Raw genomic sequence first — 22,454 nt, 5'->3', positions numbered from 1 at the left:
TTTTGCATGGCGCGGCACGCACAGTGCGTGCCCGCCGTCAGAACGACTCGTCAGCCGACAGATAGCGCCATTGCCCTTGCGGCAACGCGCCGAGCATCACGCGGCCCATCCGCACGCGTTTCAGGCCGATCACTTCGAGGCCGACCAGTTCGCACATGCGGCGGATCTGGCGCTTCTTGCCTTCGCGCAGCACGAAACGCAGCTGTTCGCCGTTTTGCCAGCTCACCATCGCGGGCTTCAGCGGGACGCCGTCGAGCTCGAGACCGTGGCGCAGCTTCGCGAGCGATTCCGCGGGGAAGTGCTGGTCGATGTCGATCAGCCGTTCGCCGAAGCGCACGCGCACCAGGTATTCCTTGTCGATGTCCGACTGCTCGCCGATCAGTTGCTTCGCGATCCGGCCGTTCTGCGTCAGCACGAGCAGGCCGGTCGAATCGATGTCGAGCCGCCCGGCCGGCGCGAGCGCATGCAGATGCTGCGGCGAGAAGCGCAGTTGCGAGCGGTCGCCGCTCCACTGGTTCGCGCGCGTGATCAGTACCGATGCCGGCTCGTAGCCGTCTTCCGCCTGACCCGACACGTAGCCGACCGGCTTGTGCAGCAGGATCGTCACCTGCGCGGCCTGCGCGGCGCTCGCGCGTTCGTCGATCTCGATCTTCTGGTCCGGGCGGACCTTGGTGCCGAGCGTGTCGATGCGTTCGCCGTCGACGAGCACCCAGCCCTTTTCGATCCATTCGTCCGCTTCGCGGCGCGAGCACAGGCCGAGTTCGGACATGCGCTTCGACAGGCGCATCAGGCCCGTTTCGTCGCCGTGGTCGACGTCGGCGGCGCGGCGCTTGACCGGTTGCGCGGTCTTCAGCGCGGCGCCGGTCGAGCGGCGTTCGGTGCCGCTACGTTCGTTGTCGCGTGCGGGGCGCGCCGGACGGTCGGACGATGTGCGGCGTTCGCCGAAGCTGCGCTTTTCGCCTGCACCGGCTGCCTTGTCGCGGTAGGGTGCGCGTGCAGCGCCTTCGACGCCTGCGCGGCGCGGGCGCGCATCGTCGTCATTGCGACGGGCCGGGCGGTCGGATGTCGTGCGGCGTTCGCCGAAGCTGCGCTTTTCGCCTGCGCCGGCTGCTTTGTCGCGGTAGGGCGCACGTGCGCCGCCTTCAGCGCTTGCGCGGCGCGGGCGTGCATCGTCGTCGCTGCGGCGAGCCGGGCGGTCGGACGACGTACGGCGTTCGCCGAAGCTGCGCTTTTCGCCTGTGCCGGCTGCCTTGTCGCGGTAGGGCGCACGTGCGCCGCCTTCAGCGCTTGCGCGGCGCGGGCGCGTATCGTCGTCGCTGCGGCGAGCCGGGCGGTCGGAGGACGTACGGCGTTCGCCGAAGCTGCGCTTTTCGCCTGCGCCGCCTGCCTTGTCGCGGTAGGGCGCACGTGCGCCACCTTCAGCGCTTGCGCGGCGCGGGCGCGTATCGTCGTCGCTGCGGCGAGCCGGACGGTCGGACGACGTACGGCGTTCGCCGAAGCTGCGCTTTTCGCCTTCACCGGCTGCCTTGTCACGATAGGGCGCACGTGCACCGCCTTCGGTGCCCGCACGGCGCGGCCGCGCATCGGGCTTGCCGTCGGTGCCGCGATACGGACGGGCGTCGCCGCGTTCGGCGCGGCCGCCAGGCTTCGCGTCACTGCGATAGCCGCGCTCGGCGCTGCCGTCACGCGGCGCGCGCTTTGCCGGAGCGCGTTCCGCACCCGGGCCCTCCGCGCCGCGCGGCTTGAACGCACGCTCGCCGGCGGCAGCCGGTGCGGCGGCCTTCTTCGGGCGCGGCGGCTTGTCGGCCGCGGACGGCGCGGCGGGGCGCACCGCCTTGCGGGCGACGAGGCTGCCGGAGCGGACAGGTGCGCGGGTCGGCGACGCCGGCCGCGGATTCTTGACGGTCAATTTGGTGCGCATAAACGCTGGGATTCATTCAGACTGCGATCGCGCGCAGCAATTCGGTTTCGAGCTGGATCTGCAAGCGGTTGTCGGACAGGCCGGCACCGTCGAGCAGGAAGATGTCCTCGACGCGTTCGCCGAGCGTATTGATCCGCGCCGCGTGGACGCCGACCCGATGCTCGGCCAGGACGCGCGCGATCGAATAGAGAAGGCCCGGCCGGTCGTTGGCGGACACGGACAGGATGTAGTACTGACCGCGCTCGTCGGCCCGGAGGTCGACGCGCGGCGTAATCGGAAACGTCCGGGACAGCCGCGACAGGCGACCCTTGGACGGCTCAGGCAGTGACACGGTTTCGGCAAGGCGCGTCGCGAGTTGCTGTTCGACGAGATTCGCGATGTCGCGGTAGCGCACGTCGCGTTCGGTCTGCGTGACGATGAAGTTGTCGAGCGCATAGCCGTGCCGCGTCGTGCTGACGCGCGCATCGAGCACCGACAGCCCGTTGCGGTCGAAGTACGCGCAAATGCCCGCGAACAGGTCGGGGCGGTCCTTCACGTACACGAGCACTTGCAGCGCGTCGCCGATCGGCGACGGCCGCGCGCGGACGATCGCGGTTTCGGCGTTCACGTGCCGGTACAGCACGCGCGTCTGCCATGCGATGTCGGCCGCGTCGTGGCGCAGGAAAAAGCCGATGTCGAGCTGATCCCACAGCGCGCGGTGCGCGTCGTCGGGCACGGTCTCGAGGCGCAGCAGCGCGAGCGCCTGCTCCTGCCGCGACTTCAGTTCCGAATGCGCGTCGGGATTGGCGCCGCCGAGCACCGCCAGCGTGATCCGGTAGAGGTCTTCGAGAAGCTTGCCCTTCCACGTGTTCCACACCTTCGGGCTCGTGCCGCGGATATCGGCGACGGTCAGCAGGTAGAGCGCGGTGAGGTAGCGCTCGTTGCCGACGACTTCGGCGAAGCGCTTGATGACCTCCGGGTCGCTCGTGTCCTGCTTCTGCGCGACCTGGCTCATCGTCAGGTGATGCTGGACGAGCCACACGATCAGCGCCGCGTCATCGCCGGCGATCCCGTGCTCGCGACAGAAACGCCGCGCGTCGGCCATCCCGAGCGTCGAGTGATCGCCGCCGCGGCCCTTCGCGATGTCGTGGAACAACGCCGCGACATACAGCACCCACGGGCGCTCGAAATTGCCGATCAGCTGGCTGCAGAACGGGTACTCGTGCGCGTGCTCGGCCACCGCGAAGCGGCGAATGTTGCGCAACACCATCAGGATGTGCTGGTCGACCGTGTACACGTGGTAAAGGTCGTGCTGCATCTGGCCGACGATGCGGCGGAAATTCAGCAGATAGCGGCCGAGCACGCTCGTCTGGTTCATCAGCCGGAACGCATGCGTGATGCCTTCGGGCTGCTGCAGGATCTGCATGAACGTGCGGCGGTTCTGCGGATCGCGCCGCCACGTGTCGTTCATGATCTCGCGCGAGTTGTACAGCGCGCGCAGCGTGCGGGCGGACAGACCCTTCACGCCACGGGTCGCCTCGTACAGCAGGAACGCTTCGAGGATCGCGTCCGGATGGCGTTCGAATACGCCGTCGTCGACGATCTCGAGCATGCCCTGCTTCTCGACGAAGCGATCGGGCGACAGCACGCGCGTGATGCCGCTCGTCGCGGGAAACAGCTGCGCCTCGATGTTCTGGATCAGGATCGTCGCCAGCTGCGTGACCGCTTTCGCGGCCCAGTAGTAACGGCGCATCAGCTGCTCGCTTGCGCGCTTGGCCTGCGTCGGCTGGTAGCCGAAGCTCTCGGCGGCCTGCGTCTGCAGGTCGAACACGAGCATGTCCTGGCGGCGGCCGGCGATCACGTGCAGCCGCGCGCGCAGCGTCTTCAGGAATCCTTCGTTGCGGCGCAGCTCGCGCGCCTCGCGATCGGTGATGAGGCCGCGCGTGTCGAGCTCGCGCCAGCTGCTGCCGAAGCCGGCCGCGCGCGCGATCCACAAGATCGTCTGCAGGTCGCGCAACCCGCCCGGGCTTTCCTTCACGTTCGGTTCGAGGCTGTACGGCGTGTCCTGGAACTTCGCGTGGCGCTGGCGCATCTCGAGCACCTTCGCGGTGAAGAATGCGCGCGCGTCGAGCGCCTCGTGATACCGCACGGTGAAGCGCTCGAACAGCGCGGTGCTGCCGACGATGCGGCGCGCCTCGAGCAGCGAGGTCTGCACGGTGACGTCCTGCGATGCTTCCTCGATGCATTGGGCGACCGTGCGCACGCTGCTGCCGATCTCGAGGCCGAGATCCCATGCCATCCCGATGAAGCGCTCGATGCGTGCGTCGAGCGCCGCGTCGTGCGCATCGGGCAGCAGCACGAGGATGTCGACGTCGGAGTAGGGCGCGAGTTCGCCGCGCCCGTAACCGCCGACGGCGACGAGTGCGAGCGTCGCGGGCAGCCCGCAGTCGCCCCACACGCGCTTGAGCACGTCGTCGGTGAGTTTCGACAGTGCGTGCATCAGCGACGCGACGTTCGTCGCGCTGCGAAAGCGCTCGAGCATGTCGGCCTTGGCGGCCTTGAATTCGGCGCGCCGCGACAGCGCTTCGGGCGAGGGGGCGGCGTGAGCGCTCATGGGCGGGCCGTTCAGGTCAGCAGGTCAGGGGCGGGCGGGGCGGCCTGGCGCGGCGGCGCTCAGACCGCGGCGGCCGGTTGCGCGAACACCGGGCGCGCCGGCGTGCCGGCGGACACGGTCAGCACCTCGTAGCCCGTCTCGGTGACGAGCACCGTGTGCTCCCACTGTGCGGACAGGCTGCGGTCGCGCGTCTTGACCGTCCACTGGTCGGGCATCGTGCGGATATCGCGCTTGCCGGCGTTGATCATCGGCTCGATCGTGAAGATCATCCCGGCCTTCAGCTCGATGCCGGTGCCCGGACGGCCGTAGTGGACGACCTGCGGATCCTCGTGGAACACCGTGCCGATGCCGTGGCCGCAGTATTCGCGCACGACGCTGTAGCCCTGCGCTTCCGCATGCTTCTGGATCGCGTAGCCGATGTCGCCGAGGTGGGCGCCGGGCTTGACCTGGTCGATGCCGAGCCACATGCACTCGTAGGTGGTCTGTACGAGGCGCTTCGCGAGGATCGAGCCCTCGCCGACGATGAACATCCGGCTGGTGTCGCCGAAGTAGCCGTTCTTGATCACGGTGATGTCGATGTTCAGCGCGTCGCCGTTCTTGATCACCTTCTCGCCCGGAATGCCGTGGCAGATCACGTCGTTGACGGAGATGCAGGTGGCCTTCGGGTACGGCGGATAGCCGGGCGGCTGATAATTCAACGGCGCGGGGATCGTGCCCTGCTCGTTGAGCATGAATTCGTGACAGAGCCGGTCGAGTTCGGCGGTCGTGACGCCCGCGACGACGTGCGGCGTGATGAAGTCGAGCACTTCGCTCGCGAGACGGCAGGCGACGCGCATCTCGGCGATGTCGTGTTCGTTTTTGAGCGTAATAGCCATCGAGGTATGCCTGGAATGCGGTGAATTGACGGATTATCGCACCTTATGGCGGGCCTCGCAGCCCCTGCCGGCGGTGCCGATGCGGGTTTTCGCGGATTGTCCGGCCGACTGCCGCGCGGCAAGCGAAAGTGCCGGGCGACTTGAGAGCCGACAAATCGGCGTGCTATACTCTCTGGCTAAGTCGACATCCAAATGCCGAACATGCCCGTCATCGGGCGGTGCAGGGCGGCATGGCGATGAAAGGCTTGCGGCACGGGCATTTTCGCACGTGCCGAATCGCAAGCCGGCGCAACCAGGGTGCCGGCCGCGCGGAACGAGGGTCCTTCGGGGCGCGTTCGCGCGGCGGTACGGCAGCCGGCTTAAGACCCAACCCTCGTGGAGAATTTACATGGCAGTCACGATGCGCCAAATGCTGGAAGCGGGTGTCCACTTCGGTCACCAGACCCGTTTCTGGAACCCGAAGATGGCTCCGTTCATTTTCGGTCACCGCAACAAGATTCACATCATCAACCTCGAAAAGACGCTGCCGATGTTCACGGACGCACAGAAGTACGTGCGCCAGCTGGCAGCGAACCGCGGCACGATCCTGTTCGTCGGCACGAAGCGTCAGTCGCGTGACACGATCGCCCAGGAAGCGCAGCGCGCGGGCATGCCGTACGTCAACGCACGCTGGCTCGGCGGCATGATGACCAACTTCAAGACGCTGAAGGTTTCGATCAAGCGCCTGAAGGACATGGAAGCGGCAGTCGAGGCGGGCGAGCTCGAGAAGATGAGCAAGAAGGAAGCGCTGCTGTTCGAACGCGAAATCGCCAAGCTGCAGAAGTCGATCGGCGGCGTGAAGGACATGGGCGGCATTCCGGACGCAATCTTCGTCGTCGACGTCGGCTACCACAAGATTGCCGTGACGGAAGCGAACAAGCTGGGCGTGCCGGTCATCGCCGTGGTCGATACGAACCACTCGCCGGAAGGTGTGGATTACGTGATCCCGGGTAACGACGACTCGAGCAAGGCAGTCGCGCTGTACGCCGAAGGCGTGGCCGACGCGATCCTGGAAGGCCGTGCGAACGCGGTCAACGAAGTGGTCCAGGCAGCGCGTGGCGACGACGAGTACGTCGAGGAAAACGCGTAACTGGCCCCGAGCCGGCGCAAAAAGGGGGCTCTCAACAGGCCCCCTTTTTTTAAGCTTGTGCGCCGGACCTGATCGCGCCGAATCGGCGCGGGTCCGGAAACGATTTTCGGCCGTTCGCGTCCAAGCGGGCGGCGTTGTGAATACAGACTCAAGGAGCGAATGATGGCGGCAATTACCGCAAGCATGGTGGCAGAACTGCGCGCAAAGACCGACGCACCGATGATGGAGTGCAAGAAGGCGCTGACGGAAGCCGACGGCGATCTGGCCAAGGCTGAAGAGCTGCTGCGCGTGAAGCTCGGCAACAAGGCGAGCAAGGCGGCATCGCGCGTGACGGCCGAAGGCGTCGTCGCATCGTTCGTCGGCGGCAACGCGGGCGCGCTGGTCGAATTGAACTGCGAAACCGACTTCGTCGCGAAGAACGACGACTTCCTCGCATTCTCGAAGACGGTCGCGGAACTCGTCGCGACGCAAAACCCGGCCGACGTGGCAGCGCTGTCGGCACTGCCGCTCGACGGCTCGACGGTCGACGCAGTGCGTCTGGCCCTGATCGGCAAGATCGGCGAGAACGTGTCGATCCGCCGTTTCGTCCGTTTCGAAACCGCGAACAAGATCGCAACGTACCTGCACGGCGCGCGTATCGGCGTGATCGTCGAGTACACGGGTGCGGAAGAGCAGGTCGGCAAGGACGTCGCGATGCACATCGCCGCGATGAAGCCGGTCGCGCTGTCGTCGGCCGACGTGCCGGCGGAACTGATCGAGACGGAGCGCCGTGTCGCCGAGCAGAAGGCTGCCGAATCGGGCAAGCCGGCTGAAATCGTCGCGAAGATGGTCGACGGCAGCGTCCAGAAGTACCTGAAGGAAGTGTCGCTGCTGAACCAGACGTTCGTGAAGAACGACAAGCAGACGATCGAGCAGATGCTGAAGGCAGCGAATGCGGCAGTGCAGAAGTTCGCGCTGTTCGTCGTCGGCGAAGGCATCGAGAAGCGTCAGGACGACTTCGCCGCCGAAGTGGCCGCGCAAGTCGCAGCAGCAAAGCAGCAGTAAGCAGTCAGGCAGTATCCGCGGCGGGCGTCCGCTCCGCCGCGGCCGGCGGCGCCGCCGGCCGGCCGGGAACCCCCGTCCGACCGTCGGCGCTTGCCCGAATCAGTATTTCGCCCCTACAGTTCGTGGTTGTCATCCTCTCGTCGCTCGGAAGCCCCTATGTCCAATGCCTATAAACGCGTCCTCCTCAAACTCTCCGGCGAAGCGCTGATGGGCGACGATGCCTTCGGCATCAATCGCGCGACGATCGAGCGGATGGTGGCGGATATCGCCGAAGTCGTGGGTCTCGGCACGCAGCTCGCGGTCGTGATCGGCGGCGGTAACATTTTCCGCGGTGTCGCGGGCGGTGCGGCCGGCATGGACCGCGCGACGGCCGACTACATGGGGATGCTGGCGACGATGATGAACGCGCTGGCGCTGCAGGACGCGATGCGTCACGCCGGCATCGTCGCGCGCGTGCAGTCTGCGCTGCGCATGGACCAGGTCGTCGAGCCGTACATCCGACCCCGCGCGATCCGCCAGCTCGAGGAAGGCAAGGTCGTGATCTTCGCGGCTGGCACGGGCAACCCGTTCTTCACGACGGACACGGCCGCCGCGCTGCGCGGTTCGGAAGTGGGCGCCGAGGTCGTATTGAAGGCGACCAAGGTCGATGGCGTATATTCTGCCGATCCGAAGAAGGATCCGTCGGCCACGCGCTACACGACGATCAGCTTCGACGAGGCGATCAGCCGCAATCTGCAGGTGATGGACGCGACGGCCTTCGCGCTGTGCCGCGACCAGAAGCTGCCGATCCGCGTGTTTTCGATCAACAAGCCGGGCGCGCTCAAGCGTATCGTGCTGGGCGAGGACGAAGGTACGCTCGTCCACGTGTAAACTCCCGCGGATGCGGGCAAGCGGCGTGGGTCGCCGGCCGCGGTGCGTGGCGCGCCGGGCGGGGCCCGCGTTCTTTGAAGGTTGGAAGGTTTGGAGGTTGAAATGAGTGTCGCTGATGTCAAGAAGGGCGTAGAGCAGAAGATGCAGCGCTCGATCGAAGCGTTCAAGAACGATCTGGCGAAGATCCGTACGGGCCGTGCGCATACCGGTCTGCTCGATCACGTGCAGGTCGACTACTACGGTTCGATGGTGCCGATCTCGCAGGTTGCGAACCTGACGCTCGTCGACGCACGCACGATCGGCGTGCAGCCGTGGGAAAAGAACATGGTCGCGAAGGTCGAGAAGGCCATCCGCGAAGCCGATCTCGGCCTGAACCCGGCGACGGCCGGCGACCTGATCCGCGTGCCGATGCCCGCGCTGACGGAAGAGCGCCGCCGCGAGCTGACCAAGGTTGTCAAGAGCGAAGGCGAAACGGCCAAGGTTGCGATCCGTAACCTGCGCCGCGACGCGAACGAAGCGCTCAAGAAGCTCGTGAAGGACAAGGAAATCTCGGAAGACGACGAGCGCCGTGCGAGCGACGACGTGCAGAAGCTGACCGACAAGCACGTTGCCGAAGTCGACAAGCTCGTGCAGAGCAAGGAAGCCGAGATCATGACGGTCTGACGACCGTCCTCGCGCGCCGCCTTCTTCCCGCATTACTGTCTCAACGGCCATGACCTATACCAGCTCTACCGTTCGCGTGCCTGACGTCGGCGCCGTGCCGCGTCATATCGCGATCATCATGGACGGCAACGGCCGTTGGGCGACCGAACGCCGCTTGCCGCGCGTCGCGGGGCACACCCGCGGCGTGGATGCCGTGCGGGCGGTGGTCGAAGGCTGCGCGCGCGCCGGCGTCGAATACCTGACGCTGTTCGCGTTCAGTTCGGAAAACTGGCGCCGGCCGAACGACGAAGTGTCGTTCCTGATGCGGCTGTTCATCACCGCGCTCGAGCGCGAGATCGGCAAGCTGCATGCGAACGGAATCCGCCTGCGGGTGGTGGGCGATCTCGAGCGCTTCGAGCCGCGCATCCGCGAACTGATCCGCCGTGCCGAAACCAAGACGGCGCGCAACACCCGTCTCACCCTGACGATCGCCGCGAACTACGGCGGCCGCTGGGATATCCTGCAGGCGACGAAGAAACTCGTCGAGCAGGCCGTGCGCGAGGGACGCGAGGTCGACGTGACCGAAGACGCGTTCGCGCCGCACCTGGCGATGGCCTATGCGCCGGAGCCCGATCTCTTCATCCGCACCGGCGGAGAGCAGCGCGTCAGCAATTTCCTGCTGTGGCAGCTCGCATACGCCGAATTCTATTTCACCGACAAATACTGGCCGGACTTCGACGGCGCGGCGCTGGCCGACGCGATCGCGTCGTATACCGAGCGCGAGCGCCGTTTCGGGCGCACCAGCGCGCAGCTCGAACCCCAATCGCAGAACGCCGATTCCCTTTCATGCTGAAGACCCGCGTGATCACGGCGGTCGTGATGCTGGCAGTGTTGCTGCCGGTGACGCTGTTCGCGCCGCTCGCCGCGTTCGGCGCGCTGATCGGCGTCGTGCTCGTGTTCGCCGCGTGGGAGTGGGCGCGCCTGCTCAAGCTCGGCGCGACCGGCTCGGTCGTCTACGCGATCGTCGCGGCGCTGGCGCTCGCGGCGACCGCGCCGCTCGGCGTCGAAGCCACTTCGTCCCGTCCCCTTTTCATGGCGGCCGGCGTGTTCTGGCTGCTGGTCGGCCCGTTCTCGCTGCGGCGCAAGCCGGAGCTCGCGGGCGGCGTGTGGCGGCCGTTCCTGCTCGCTGCCGGGCTCGTGGTGTTCGCAGCCTGCTGGCATGCGGTCGTCGCGGCGCGCGCGCAGGGCGTTGCGTTCGTGCTGTCGCTGCTTCTGGTCGTCTGGCTGGCCGATATCGGCGCATACTTCGCGGGCAAGGCCTTCGGAAAGCGTAAACTGGCCGTTACGATCAGTCCTGGCAAGAGCTGGGAAGGCGCGATCGGCGGCTGGCTCGTCGTGATGGTCGTCGCGGGTGTCGCGATGGCCGCGCACTGGTTCGAGCCGACCCTGTTTTCCGCATTCGCCGCGCGCTACGGGATGCCCGGTGCGTGGGCCGCGCTGACGCTGCTGGTCGTCTACAGCGTGATCGGCGACCTGTTCGAGTCGCTGCTCAAGCGTCAGGCGGGCGTGAAGGATTCGAGCGGCCTGCTGCCCGGTCACGGTGGCGTGCTCGACCGCGTCGACGCGCTGCTGCCGGTGCTGCCGCTCGCAATGCTGCTGCTTGGTTAAACCACTATTTCTGCTATGCAAAAACGTCTGACACTGCTCGGTTCCACGGGCTCGATCGGAGACAGCACGCTCGACGTGGTCGCCCGCCATCCCGAGCGTTTCTCGGTCTACGCGTTGACCGCGCACCGCAACGGCGACAAGCTCGTCGAGCAGTGCCTGCGCTTCGCACCCGAAATCGCGGTGGTCGGCGATGCGAGCACGGCCGCGCACGTCGAGGCGAAATTGCGCGCGGCGGGCAGCAAGACCACGGTGCTGTACGGGCCGCAGGCGCTCGTCGACGTGTCGAAGAGCGATGGCTGCGATACGGTCGTCGCCGCGATCGTCGGCGCGGCCGGCCTTGCGCCGAGCCTCGCGGCCGCGCGCGCCGGCAAGCGCATCCTGCTCGCGAACAAGGAATCGCTCGTGATGTCGGGCGCGATCTTCATGGACGCCGTGCGCGACCATGGCGCGATCCTGCTGCCGGTCGACAGCGAACACAACGCGATCTTCCAGTGCATGCCGCGCGACGAGAACGAGCACGGCGGGATCTCGAAGATCATCCTGACCGCGTCGGGCGGCCCGTTCCGCACGCGTGAGCCGGCCACGCTCGTCGACGTGACGCCGGACGAAGCATGCAAGCACCCGAACTGGGTGATGGGCCGCAAGATTTCCGTCGATTCCGCGACGATGATGAACAAGGGCCTCGAAGTCATCGAGGCGCACTGGATCTTCGGCCTGCCCGGCGACCGGATCGACGTGCTGATCCACCCGCAGAGCGTGATCCATTCGCTCGTGTCGTACCGCGACGGCTCGGTGCTCGCGCAGCTCGGCAACCCCGACATGCGCACGCCGATCGCGCACGCGCTCGCGTTCCCGGAGCGCGTCGACGCCGGTGTCGACCAGCTCGACCTCGCGCAGATCGCGCAGCTGTCGTTCGAGAAGCCCGACTACACGCGCTTCCCGTGCCTCGCGCTCGCGCTGAAGGCGCTTGAGGAGGGCGGTATCGCGAGCGCCGCGTTGAACGCGGCGAACGAAATCGCGGTCGAAGCATTTCTCGAGCGCCGGATCGGCTTCATGGCGATCGCGGCGACGGTCGATGCGGTGCTCAACGCACTGCCGAACCGTAACCCGAACGGGCTCGAAGACGTCCTTGCGGCGGACGCCGAGGCACGCCGCCTCGCCGCCGAGATCATTGCGAAAGCGCCTGCGCCACGCGTGGAGCGCGCTGTCTGAATGAGGTGCTCATGAACGTGCTGGTCGAACTGATCGCGTTTGCGGTGGCGATCGGGGTGCTGGTCGTCGTGCATGAGTACGGACATTATCGCGTCGCGCGCTGGTGCGGCGTGAAGGTGCTGCGTTTCTCGATCGGTTTCGGCCAGCCCGTCGCGCGCTGGGTCAGCCGCAGGACGGGCACCGAATGGACGCTCTCGGCGTTGCCGCTCGGCGGTTACGTGAAGATGCTCGACGAGCGCGAGCCGGGGGCGGGCGTCAAGCCCGAGGAACTCGATCAGGCGTTCAACCGGCAATCGGTGTTCAAGCGCATCGCAATCGTCGCCGCCGGCCCGATCGCGAACTTCCTGTTGGCAATCGTCCTGTTTTCCGTCGTATTCGCAACCGGTGTGACCGAGCCGGCCGCGGTGCTCGCGCCGCCGGCCGCCGGCACGGTGGCGGCCCACGCGGGCTTCGACGGCGGCGAGACGATCGTGTCGATCCGCGACGCGCGCGTAGGTGACGCGCAAGGTGGCGAGGCCGTGCCGGTGCGCTCGTGGTCGGACCTGCGCTGGAAGCTGCTGTCCGCCGCGTTCGATCATCGCGAGGTCGTGCTCGGCGCGCGCGACGGCGGCGCGTCGACGTTCGACTTCCGCGTCGACCTGCGCAATGTTCCCGAAAGCCAGCTCGACGACGATTTCATGATGCACCTGGGCTTCGAGACCGGCGGCGGCACGCTGTCGGTGGCGTCGGTGCAGCCCGGCAGCGCGGCCGAGCAGGCGGGCCTGAAGGCCGGCGACAAGCTGCTGGCGCTCGACGGCAATCCGATCGGCGGTGCATCGCGCTTCATCGACGCGGTGAAGCACCATGCGGGCCAGGCGGTCGAACTGCAGGTCGAGCGTGGCGGCGCCGCCCGGACGGTGTCGATCGTGCCGCAAGCGCAGCGCGACGATGAAACGGGGCAGCAGATCGGCCGCATCGGTGCGGCGCTGTCGATGCACACGCCGTCGGTCGACGTACGCTATGGGCCGATCGAGAGTCTGCGGCTCGGCGCGCACCGCACGTGGGACATCGCGGTTTATTCGCTGAAGATGTTCGGACGGATGATCACGGGCGATGCGTCGCTGAAGAATCTGTCCGGCCCGGTGACGATCGCCGACTACGCCGGCAAGAGCGCGCGGCTCGGTCCGTCGGCCTTCCTGTCGTTCCTCGCCCTTGTCAGCATTAGCCTCGGGGTGCTGAACTTGCTGCCGATTCCCGTTTTGGACGGGGGGCATCTGTTATATTATCTGGTTGAAGCCGCGACCGGGAAAGCCGTCTCGGAGCGCTGGCAGCTGATTCTGCAAAGAGCCGGGTTGATCTGCATCGTCGCGTTGTCGGCGATCGCGCTGTTCAACGACCTGGCTCGGTTAATCCATTTCTGAAGCGTCAGGCGGCGGCCAGTCGGCCGCCGCCTGATTTGATGCAGCTAAATATTGGGGATGCACGTTGTTCAAACCTCATCGCTTTGTACCTAAGACAGTTGCAGCGGCCGCGCTCGCCGCGCACGGCCTCGCGGCGCATGCAGCGGCACCGTTCGTGGTGCAAGACATCAAGATCGAGGGGTTGCAGCGCGTCGAAGCGGGTTCGGTGTTCGCCTACCTGCCGATCAAGCAGGGCGATACCTTCACCGACGACAAGGCATCCGAAGCAATCCGCGCGCTGTACGCCACGGGTTTCTTCAACGACGTGCGCATTGCCACCCAGGGCAACGTCGTGATCGTGCAGGTGCAGGAGCGTCCGGCCATCGCGTCGATCGATTTCACCGGCACGAAGGAATTCGACAAGGACAACCTGACGAAGGCGCTGCGCGCAGTGGGTCTGGCCGACGGCCGCTACTACGACAAGGCGCTCGTCGACAAGGCGGAGCAGGAGCTCAAGCGTCAGTACCTGACGCGCGGCTTCTATGCGGCCGAGGTCAAGACGACGGTCACGCCGGTCGACGCGAACCGCGTGTCGATCCTGTTCGCGGTCGCCGAAGGCCCGAGCGCGAAGATCCGCCAGATCAACTTCATCGGCAACAAGGCGTTCAGCACGAGCGCGCTGCGCGACGAGATGCAGCTGTCGACGCCGAACTGGTTCTCCTGGTACACGAAGAACGACCTGTACTCGAAGGAAAAGCTCACGGGCGACCTCGAGGCCGTGCGCTCGTACTACCTGAACCGCGGCTACCTCGAGTTCAACATCGAGTCGACCCAGGTGTCGATCTCGCCCGACAAGAAGGACATGTACCTGACGGTCACGCTGCACGAAGGCGAGCCGTACACGGTGTCGGGCATCAAGCTGTCGGGCAACCTGCTCGATCGCGAAGCCGAACTGAACAAGCTGATCAAGATCAAGCCGGGCGATCGCTTCTCGGCCGAAAAGCTGCAGCAAACGACGAAGTCGATCGTCGACAAGCTCGGCGAATACGGCTATGCGTTCGCGACCGTCAACGCGCAGCCGGACATCGACCAGGCAAACCACAAGGTGAACCTGAATCTCGTCGTCGATCCGAGCCGCCGCGTGTACGTGCGCCGCATCAACGTGGTCGGCAACACGCGTACGCGTGACGAAGTCGTGCGCCGCGAAATGCGCCAGCTCGAAAGCTCGTGGTTCGATTCGAACCGCCTCGCGCTGTCGAAGGACCGCGTGAACCGTCTCGGCTACTTCACCAACGTCGACGTGACGACGGTGCCCGTCGAAGGCACGAACGACCAGGTCGACGTGAACGTGAAGGTCGATGAAAAGCCGACCGGCGCGATCACGCTGGGCGCGGGCTTCTCGTCGACGGACAAGGTGGTGCTGTCGGCCGGCGTGTCGCAGGACAACGTGTTCGGCTCGGGCACGAGCCTGTCGGTGAACGTCAACACCGCGAAGAGCTACCGCACGCTGACCGTCACGCAGGTCGACCCGTACTTCACGGTCGACGGCATCAAGCGGATCACGGACGTCTACTACCGCACGTACCAGCCGCTCTACTATTCGACGAGCTCGAGCTTCCGGATCATCAGCGCGGGCGGCAACCTGAAGTTCGGCATTCCGTTCTCGGAAGTCGATACGGTCTACTTCGGCGCGGGCTTCGAGCAGAACCGTCTCGACGTCGACTCGAACACGCCGCAGAGCTACCAGGATTACGTGAACGAGTTCGGCCGCGTGTCGAACACGGTGCCGCTGACGGTCGCGTGGTCGCGCGACGCGCGTGACAGCGCGCTGATCCCGAGCCGCGGCTACTTCACGCAGGCGAACGTCGAATACGGCGTGCCGGTCGGCAAGATCCAGTACTACAAGGCCGACCTGCAGGCGCAGTACTACTATTCGTTCTCGCGCGGCTTCATCCTGGGCCTGAACCTGCAAGGTGGCTACGGCAACGGTATCGGCAACCCGTACCCGATCTTCAAGAACTACTACGCGGGCGGTATCGGCTCCGTGCGTGGCTACGAGCCGAGCTCGCTGGGCCCGCGCGACACGAAGACGAACGACCCGATCGGCGGTTCGAAGATGTTGGTCGGCAACATCGAGCTGACGTTCCCGCTGCCGGGTACCGGCTACGACCGCACGCTGCGCGTGTTCACGTTCCTCGACGGCGGTAACGTGTGGGGCAACGCGCCGGGCGGCACGAGTACCGGCGCGAACGGCCTGCGTTACGGCTACGGTGTGGGTCTCGCGTGGATCTCGCCGATCGGCCCGCTGAAGCTGAGCCTCGGCTTCCCGCTGCAGAAGCATGAAGGCGACCAGTACCAGAAATTCCAGTTCCAGATCGGGACGGCGTTCTGATCGAACGCATGACAACAGCAACGAGAGGGTAATTTTGCTAACCGGTAAGTTTTCGAAACGAGTGATGTGTGCGCTGACCGTTGCGCTGGCCTTGGGCGCGGCGACGGCACATGCTCAGGACGTCGCCCGCATCGCGGCGGTCAATTCGGATCGGATCCTGCGCGAGTCCGCGCCCGCCAAGGCGGCGCAGACGAAGCTCGAAGCCGAGTTCGCGAAGCGCGACAAGGATCTGCAGGACCTCGCCGCGCGTCTGAAGTCGATGTCCGATTCGCTGGACAAGAACGGCCCGTCGCTGTCGGCGGCCGATCGCGCACAGAAGCAGCGCGATCTCGCGCAGCTCGATACCGACTTCCAGCGCAAGCAGCGCGAGTTTCGCGAGGACCTGAACCAGCGCCGCAACGAGGAACTCGCGGCGGTGCTGGAGCGTGCGAACAAGGTCATCAAGCAGATCGCCGAGCAGCAGAATTACGACCTGATCGTGCAGGAAGCCGTGTACGTCAGCCCGCGCATCGACATCACCGACAAGGTGCTCAAGGCGCTCGCGTCCGGCTCGACGAACTGAACGGAGCAGACGACGAATGGCATTGACGCTTGAGGCACTCGTAAAGCGGTTCGGCGGCGAGATCGTCGGCGACGCCCAGTGCAAGGTGGGCGGCCTCGCGCCGCTCGACCAGGCAGGCCCTCAGCAACTCGCGTTTCTCGCGAATCCGAAGTACCTGTCGCAGGTCGAGACGACCCGCGCCGGCGCGGTGCTGATCGCGCCGAAGGATCTCGAAAAGCTGGGCGCGGCCGCTGATGGCCGGACGGCCGGCTCCCGCAATTTCATCGTGACGCCGAATCCGTACGCGTACTTCGCACGCGTCGCGCAGATGTTCATCGATCTCGCCACGCCGCCGCGCGCGGCCGGCGTGCATCCGAGCGCGACGATCGATCCGGCCGCGCAGGTGGCCGCGAGCGCGGTGATCGGTCCGCACGTGACGATCGAGGCCGGCGCGGTGATCGAGGACGGCGTGCAGCTCGACGCGAACGTGTTCGTGGGGCGCGGCACGACGATCGGCGCGGGTTCGCACCTGTATCCGAACGCATCGGTGTACCACGGCTGCAAGATCGGCCCGCGCGCGATCATTCATTCGGGTGCCGTGATCGGTTCCGACGGGTTCGGCTTCGCGCCGGATTTCGTCGGCGACGGCGAGGCGCGCACCGGCAGCTGGGTCAAGATTCCGCAGGTCGGCGGCGTGTCGGTCGGCCCGGACGTCGAGATCGGCGCGAACACGACGATCGATCGCGGCGCGATGGCGGACACCGTCATCGAGGAATGCGTGAAGATCGACAACCAGGTGCAGATCGCCCACAACTGCCGGATCGGCGCGTACACGGTGATCGCCGGCAAGGCGGGCATCGCGGGCAGCACGACGATCGGCCGCCACTGCATGATCGGCGGCGCGGCCGGGATCGCTGGCCACGTGACGCTTGGCGACTATGTCATCATCACCGCGAATTCGGGCGTGTCGAAGTCGCTGCCGAAGGCAGGCATCTACACGAGCGCGTTCCCGGCCGTCGACCACGGCGAATGGAACAAGAGCGCCGCGCTCGTGCGCAACCTCGACAAGCTGCGCGACCGCATCAAGGCGCTCGAAACCGCGCTGGCCGCCCAGGGCGGCACGGACGCCTGACCGCACCATGCGAGACCACGAACCGGGCACGGCCAACGCATCCGGCCCGGTTTGCCAGACTGGGCCGCGCGGCGGCCCGCTTCAGCCTTTGCATCACCACCGCGCAGCTTCTGCGTGAGACGAACCATCATGAGCACTGAAAAAATCAATCTCGACATCCACAAGATCCTCACGCTGCTGCCGCATCGCTACCCGATTCTGCTCGTCGATCGCGTGCTCGAACTCGAGCCGCACAAGGGAATCAAAGCGCTGAAGAACGTGTCGATCAACGAGCCGTTCTTCCAGGGGCACTTCCCGAAGCGGCCGGTGATGCCGGGTGTGCTGATCCTCGAGGCGCTCGCTCAGGCGGCCGCGCTGCTGACGTTCGCGGAAGAGCAGCCGAAGGATCCGGAGAACACGCTGTACTACTTCGTCGGCATCGACGGCGCACGCTTCAAGCGTGTGGTCGAACCGGGCGACCAGCTGATTCTGAACGTGACGTTCGAACGCTACATCCGCGGCATCTGGAAGTTCAAGGCGGTGGCGGAAGTGGACGGCAAGGTGGCGGCGGAAGCCGAATTGATGTGCACGGTCAAGACGGCCGACGCGGCGCCCTGAGCGACGCGGCACGCATGGGTAACATAACGCGAGCAACGCGACACATCACATCGAGAGGCAACGGCGCATGACCAGGATTCATCCTACCGCGATCGTCGAACCGGGTGCGCAGATCGACGAGTCCGTCGAGATCGGGCCGTACGCGATCGTCGGGCCGCACGTCACGATCGGCGCGCGTACGACGATCGGTTCGCACAGCGTGATCGAAGGTCACACGACGCTCGGCGAGGACAACCGCATCGGCCATTACGCGTCGGTCGGCGGCCGTCCGCAGGACATGAAGTACAAGGACGAGCCGACGAAGCTCGTGATCGGCAACCGCAACACGATCCGCGAATTCACGACGATCCACACCGGCACCGTGCAGGACGTCGGCGTGACGACGCTCGGCGACGACAACTGGATCATGGCCTATGTGCACATCGGTCATGACTGCCGCGTCGGCAACAACGTGATCCTGTCGAGCAACGCGCAGATGGCCGGTCACGTCGAGATCGGCGACTTTGCGATCGTCGGCGGGATGTCGGGCGTGCACCAGTTCGTGCGCATCGGTGCGCACTCGATGCTGGGCGGCGCCTCGGCGCTCGTGCAGGACGTGCCGCCGTTCGTGATCGCGGCCGGCAACAAGGCCGAACCGCACGGCATCAACGTCGAAGGCCTGCGCCGGCGCGGTTTCTCGCCCGACGCGATCTCGGCGCTGCGCAGCGCGTACCGCCTGCTGTACAAGAACGGGCTGTCGCTCGAGGAAGCGAAGGTGCAGTTGCGCGAATTGGCGGCCGCGGGCGGCGAAGGCGACGCAGCTGTTGGCGCGCTCGTCGCGTTCATCGACGCGTCCCAACGCGGCATCATCCGCTAAGCGATGTCGCTCCCGACCAATCAGCTCCGGCTCGCGATGGTGGCCGGCGAGCCGTCGGGCGATCTGCTCGCGGCGTCGCTGCTCGGCGGGCTTCAAGCGCGGCTGCCCGCGTCGACCCGCTACTACGGGATCGGCGGGCAGCGGATGCTCGCGCACGGCTTCGACTCGCACTGGCAGATGGACAAGCTGACGGTGCGCGGCTACGTCGAGGCGCTGGGCCAGATTCCCGAAATCCTTCGGATTCGCGGCGAACTGAAGCGCCAGCTGCTCGCGGAGCGGCCCGACGCATTCATCGGCGTCGACGCGCCCGATTTCAACTTCAACGTGGAGCAGGCCGCGCGCGACGCGGGCATCCCGTCGATCCACTTCGTGTGCCCGTCGATCTGGGCATGGCGCGGGGGGCGGATCAAGAAGATCGCGAAGTCCGTCGACCACATGCTGTGCCTGTTCCCGTTCGAACCGGCGATCCTCGACAAGGCGGGCGTCGCGTCGACGTATGTCGGCCACCCGCTGGCCGACGAGATTCCGCTCGAGCCCGACACGCATGGCGCGCGCATCGCGCTGGGTTTGCCCGCGGACGGCCCCGTGATCGCGGTGCTGCCGGGCAGCCGGCGCTCGGAGATCGGACTGATCGGCCCGACGTTCTTCGCAGCGATGGCGCTGATGCAGCAGCGCGAGCCCGGCGTGAGGTTCGTGATGCCGGCGGCGACGCCTGCACTGCGCGAACTGCTGCAGCCGCTCGTCGACGCGCATCCGCAGCTTGCGCTGACGATCACCGACGGCCGCTCGCAGGTCGCGATGACGGCCGCCGACGCGATCCTCGTGAAGAGCGGCACCGTCACGTTGGAAGCCGCGCTGTTGAAGAAGCCGATGGTGATCTCGTACAAGGTGCCCTGGCTGACGGGGCAGATCATGCGCCGGCAGGGCTACCTGCCGTACGTCGGCTTGCCGAACATTCTGGCGGGGCGCTTCGTCGTGCCCGAGCTGCTGCAGCATTTCGCGACGCCCGAGGCGCTCGCCGATGCGACGCTCACGCAGCTGCGCGACGATGCGAACCGTCGCACGCTGACCGAAGTGTTTACCGAAATGCATCTCTCGCTGCGGCAGAACACGGCCGCGAAAGCGGCCGAAGCGGTCGTGCGCGTACTCGAGCAACGCAAGGGGCGCGCATGACGGCTGCACGTGCACCACGCCGCCGCGCGTCGACCGACGTGCAGGGCGGCTTCGACTTCAGCCGGCCCGACGAGATCGTCTGCGGCGTCGACGAAGCGGGCCGCGGCCCGCTCGCGGGGCCGGTGGTCGCCGCCGCGGTGATCCTCGATCCCGCGCAGCCGATCGACGGGCTCGACGATTCGAAGGCGTTGTCCGCGAAGAAGCGCGACGCGCTGTACGAGCTGATCGTCGCGCGCTCGCGCGCGTATTGCGTCGCTTCGGCGAGCGTCGACGAGATCGATACGCTCAACATCCTGCACGCAACGATGCTCGCGATGAAGCGGGCCGTCGAAGGCCTGTCGGTGCTGCCGACGCTCGCACAGATCGACGGCAACCGCTGTCCGACGCTGACGGTGCGTGCCGAGGCGATCGTCAGCGGCGATGCGCTCGTGCCGAGCATTTCCGCCGCATCGATCCTCGCGAAGGTCACGCGCGACCGCATGCTCGTCGACCTGCACGAGCGCTTCCCGGTATATGGCTTCAACGTGCATGCGGGCTACGGTACCGAGAAACATCTTGCCGCGCTGCGCGAGCACGGCCCGTGCGAAGCCCATCGGCGCTCCTTCGCGCCGGTGCGTGCGGCACTTGACCTGATTCGATGAAAAGCATTACTTCCCGCGACAACCCGCTGTACAAGCGCCTGAAGGCGCTCGCGGGTTCGACGTCCCAGCAGCGGCGGGGCGGTCAGGCGCTGCTCGAGGGTTTCCACCTCGCCAGCGCGTATCTCGATACGGGCGCGACACCCGAGCTGTGCGTCGCGACCGAAGGTGCGCTCGCGCACGACGAAGCGCAGGCGATCATCGCGCGCGTCGACGCGCAGCGGGTCGTCACGCTGCCCGACGCATTGTTCGGGCAACTGTCGAACGTGGTCAGCGGCGTCGGTTTCCTGTTGCTCGTCGACCGGCCCGCGCAGCCGCTGCCGGAGCGCGTCACGCACACGTCTGTCGTGCTCGACGGCGTGCAGGACGCCGGCAACGTCGGTTCGATCTTGCGCAGCGCGGCGGCCGCCGGCGTGCGGCACGTATTCTGTGCGCCGGGCACGGCCTATGCGTGGTCGTCGAAGGTGCTGCGTTCGGCGATGGGCGCGCATTTCCTGCTGTCGATCCACGAGGACGTCGAGCCGGACGCGCTCGCCGCGCGTCTCGACGTGCCGGTCGCGCTGACCGATTCGCACGGCGCGCGGGCAGTCTACGACTGCGACCTGGCCGGGCCCGTCGCATGGGTGTTCGGCAACGAGGGCGCAGGCGTGTCGGCGTTCTGGCGCGACGCGGCCACGCATCGCGTAACGATCCCGCAGCCGGGCGGCATGGAGTCGCTGAACGTCGCGGCGGCGGCGGCGGTGTGTCTGTTCGAGCAGGTGCGGCAGCAGCGGCGCGCGTGACTGACGACGTGACGCACGGCGTTGTCCGCGCGCGTATCCCGACCATGAAAAAAAGGCCGCGTTCGACGCGGCCTTTCTGCTTCTGGCGGCGGCCTGGCGGCCGCGCCGGCGGGCAAGTCGTCAGTACGACTGCCGGTCGAGACGGATTTCCTGCAGGATCGTCGTCGCGATCTCCTCGATCGACTTGTGCGTCGACGACAGCCACTTGATCCCTTCGCGACGCATCATCGCCTCGGCCTCGTTGATCTCGTAGCGGCAGTTCTCCGGCGCCGCGTACTTGCTGCCCGGGCGGCGCTCGTTGCGAATCTCCGACAGGCGTTGCGGGTCGATCGACAGGCCGAACAGCTTGTCGCGATGCGGCGACAGCGCCGACGGCAGCTTGCCGCGCTCGAAGTCTTCCGGAATCAGCGGATAGTTGGCTGCCTTCACGCCGTACTGCATCGCGAGATACAGGCTGGTCGGCGTCTTGCCGCTGCGCGACACGCCGACCAGGATCACGTCGGCCTCCGACAGGTTGCGGTTCGACTGGCCGTCGTCGTGCGCGAGCGAGAAGTTGATCGCCTCGATCCGCGTCTTGTATTCCTCGGTGTCGGCGTTCTGGTGGCCGCGACCCATCGCGTGGCTCGACTTCAGCTCCAGTTCCTGCTCGAGCGGCTCGACGAAGCGCTGGAACATGTCCAGCACGAGCGCGTTCGAGCGCTTGACGATGTCGTTCGACTCGCTGTCGACGAGCGTCGTGAACACGATCGCGCGGCGACCGTCGTGCACTGCGGCTTCGTTGATCTTCTCGACGGTCGCAAAGGCCTTGTCGAGCGAGTCGACGAACGGCAAGCGCACGAGGCGGAATTTCTGGTCGAACTGGGAGAGGATCGAGTGCGCGAAGGTTTCGGCAGTGATCCCGGTGCCGTCGGAGACGATGAAAACGGTAGGCAGCATGAATCTGGGCGTCGAACGTGAAGGGCGGTTGCGCGGGCGGCTGGAGGTTCGCCTCCAGACGCAGTGACAAGGTC

20 protein-coding genes are annotated in these 22,454 nt (G+C 66.5%); 16 read left to right on the top strand and 4 right to left on the bottom strand.

What is annotated here, in order from left to right:
- Positions 1 to 37 precede the first annotated feature (37 nt).
- From WS46_RS34450 to map, 3 genes are read right to left on the bottom strand one after another with little or no spacing between them, the layout of a single operon-like run.
- Complete coding sequence (locus WS46_RS34450) at positions 38 to 1,921, bottom strand: pseudouridine synthase (RefSeq protein ID WP_082725390.1); 1,884 nt, start codon at positions 1,919 to 1,921, stop codon at positions 38 to 40.
- Between the two features lie 16 nt (positions 1,922 to 1,937).
- Positions 1,938 to 4,514 (bottom strand): [protein-PII] uridylyltransferase, encoded by a 2,577-nt coding sequence (locus WS46_RS24210; RefSeq protein ID WP_059691999.1) that lies wholly within the window; start codon positions 4,512 to 4,514, stop codon positions 1,938 to 1,940.
- A gap of 59 nt (positions 4,515 to 4,573) precedes the next feature.
- Positions 4,574 to 5,389 (bottom strand): type I methionyl aminopeptidase, encoded by an 816-nt coding sequence (map, locus tag WS46_RS24205; RefSeq protein ID WP_012328760.1) that lies wholly within the window; start codon positions 5,387 to 5,389, stop codon positions 4,574 to 4,576.
- 388 nt (positions 5,390 to 5,777) lie between these two features.
- Here map and rpsB point away from each other — a divergent pair, with 388 nt between their 5' ends.
- The 16 genes from rpsB (at position 5,778) to WS46_RS24125 (ending at position 21,444) form a co-directional block, all read left to right on the top strand.
- Positions 5,778 to 6,518 carry a 30S ribosomal protein S2 gene (gene rpsB, locus WS46_RS24200; protein WP_006483818.1) on the top strand — a complete coding sequence of 247 codons (741 nt, stop codon included), beginning with the start codon at positions 5,778 to 5,780 and terminating at the stop codon, positions 6,516 to 6,518.
- Between the two features lie 162 nt (positions 6,519 to 6,680).
- Positions 6,681 to 7,562, top strand: a complete 882-nt coding sequence (tsf, locus tag WS46_RS24195; protein WP_034188848.1) for a translation elongation factor Ts — start codon at positions 6,681 to 6,683, stop codon at positions 7,560 to 7,562.
- 156 nt (positions 7,563 to 7,718) lie between these two features.
- The gene (gene pyrH, locus WS46_RS24190; protein WP_011885142.1) at positions 7,719 to 8,432 is read left to right on the top strand and encodes a UMP kinase; all 714 of its coding nucleotides are present in this window, start codon (positions 7,719 to 7,721) and stop codon (positions 8,430 to 8,432) included.
- A 102-nt stretch (positions 8,433 to 8,534) separates the two neighbouring features.
- Entirely contained in the window at positions 8,535 to 9,095 is a 561-nt protein-coding gene (gene frr / locus WS46_RS24185) for a ribosome recycling factor (protein ID WP_006752152.1), read from the top strand.
- Between the two features lie 49 nt (positions 9,096 to 9,144).
- Positions 9,145 to 9,927, top strand: coding sequence for a polyprenyl diphosphate synthase (gene uppS, locus WS46_RS24180; protein ID WP_006758563.1), 783 nt, complete (start codon positions 9,145 to 9,147; stop codon positions 9,925 to 9,927).
- Complete coding sequence (locus WS46_RS24175; RefSeq protein WP_059691998.1) at positions 9,921 to 10,742, top strand: phosphatidate cytidylyltransferase; 822 nt, start codon at positions 9,921 to 9,923, stop codon at positions 10,740 to 10,742. The genes uppS and WS46_RS24175 overlap by 7 nt, the downstream gene beginning before the upstream one ends.
- 15 nt (positions 10,743 to 10,757) lie before the next feature.
- Positions 10,758 to 11,954 carry a 1-deoxy-D-xylulose-5-phosphate reductoisomerase gene (locus WS46_RS24170; RefSeq protein ID WP_059529323.1) on the top strand — a complete coding sequence of 399 codons (1,197 nt, stop codon included), beginning with the start codon at positions 10,758 to 10,760 and terminating at the stop codon, positions 11,952 to 11,954.
- A gap of 11 nt (positions 11,955 to 11,965) precedes the next feature.
- On the top strand, positions 11,966 to 13,354 hold the full coding sequence (gene rseP, locus WS46_RS24165; protein WP_059529326.1) for an RIP metalloprotease RseP: 1,389 nt from the start codon (positions 11,966 to 11,968) through the stop codon (positions 13,352 to 13,354).
- Between the two features lie 64 nt (positions 13,355 to 13,418).
- Complete coding sequence (gene bamA, locus WS46_RS24160) at positions 13,419 to 15,725, top strand: outer membrane protein assembly factor BamA (protein ID WP_059691997.1); 2,307 nt, start codon at positions 13,419 to 13,421, stop codon at positions 15,723 to 15,725.
- A gap of 64 nt (positions 15,726 to 15,789) precedes the next feature.
- On the top strand, positions 15,790 to 16,287 hold the full coding sequence (locus WS46_RS24155; protein ID WP_059529330.1) for an OmpH family outer membrane protein: 498 nt from the start codon (positions 15,790 to 15,792) through the stop codon (positions 16,285 to 16,287).
- A 16-nt stretch (positions 16,288 to 16,303) separates the two neighbouring features.
- Positions 16,304 to 17,398: a UDP-3-O-(3-hydroxymyristoyl)glucosamine N-acyltransferase gene (gene lpxD, locus WS46_RS24150; RefSeq protein ID WP_059691996.1), complete on the top strand. Its 1,095-nt coding sequence runs from the start codon at positions 16,304 to 16,306 to the stop codon at positions 17,396 to 17,398.
- Positions 17,399 to 17,527: 129 nt separating this feature from the next.
- On the top strand, positions 17,528 to 17,995 hold the full coding sequence (gene fabZ, locus WS46_RS24145) for a 3-hydroxyacyl-ACP dehydratase FabZ (protein WP_006495559.1): 468 nt from the start codon (positions 17,528 to 17,530) through the stop codon (positions 17,993 to 17,995).
- Between the two features lie 67 nt (positions 17,996 to 18,062).
- Positions 18,063 to 18,851 (top strand): acyl-ACP--UDP-N-acetylglucosamine O-acyltransferase, encoded by a 789-nt coding sequence (gene lpxA / locus WS46_RS24140; protein ID WP_059529336.1) that lies wholly within the window; start codon positions 18,063 to 18,065, stop codon positions 18,849 to 18,851.
- Positions 18,852 to 18,854: 3 nt separating this feature from the next.
- Positions 18,855 to 20,024 (top strand): lipid-A-disaccharide synthase, encoded by a 1,170-nt coding sequence (gene lpxB, locus WS46_RS24135; protein ID WP_059529340.1) that lies wholly within the window; start codon positions 18,855 to 18,857, stop codon positions 20,022 to 20,024.
- Complete coding sequence (gene rnhB / locus WS46_RS24130; protein ID WP_059691995.1) at positions 20,021 to 20,665, top strand: ribonuclease HII; 645 nt, start codon at positions 20,021 to 20,023, stop codon at positions 20,663 to 20,665. The genes lpxB and rnhB overlap by 4 nt, the downstream gene beginning before the upstream one ends.
- Entirely contained in the window at positions 20,662 to 21,444 is a 783-nt protein-coding gene (locus WS46_RS24125) for an RNA methyltransferase (protein ID WP_059529345.1), read from the top strand. Before rnhB ends, WS46_RS24125 begins: the two co-directional genes overlap by 4 nt.
- Before the next feature lie 120 nt (positions 21,445 to 21,564).
- Here WS46_RS24125 and WS46_RS24120 read toward each other — a convergent pair whose 3' ends face one another.
- A complete protein-coding gene (locus WS46_RS24120) occupies positions 21,565 to 22,380 on the bottom strand; it encodes a pyruvate, water dikinase regulatory protein (protein WP_059450011.1) in 816 nt (271 codons plus the stop codon).
- Positions 22,381 to 22,454 lie beyond the last annotated feature (74 nt).

The organism is Burkholderia sp. RF4-BP95, assembly GCF_001521985.1.
Classification (GTDB): Bacteria; Pseudomonadota; Gammaproteobacteria; order Burkholderiales; family Burkholderiaceae; genus Burkholderia; species Burkholderia diffusa.
This window is presented reverse-complemented; position numbering and strand designations above follow the sequence as displayed.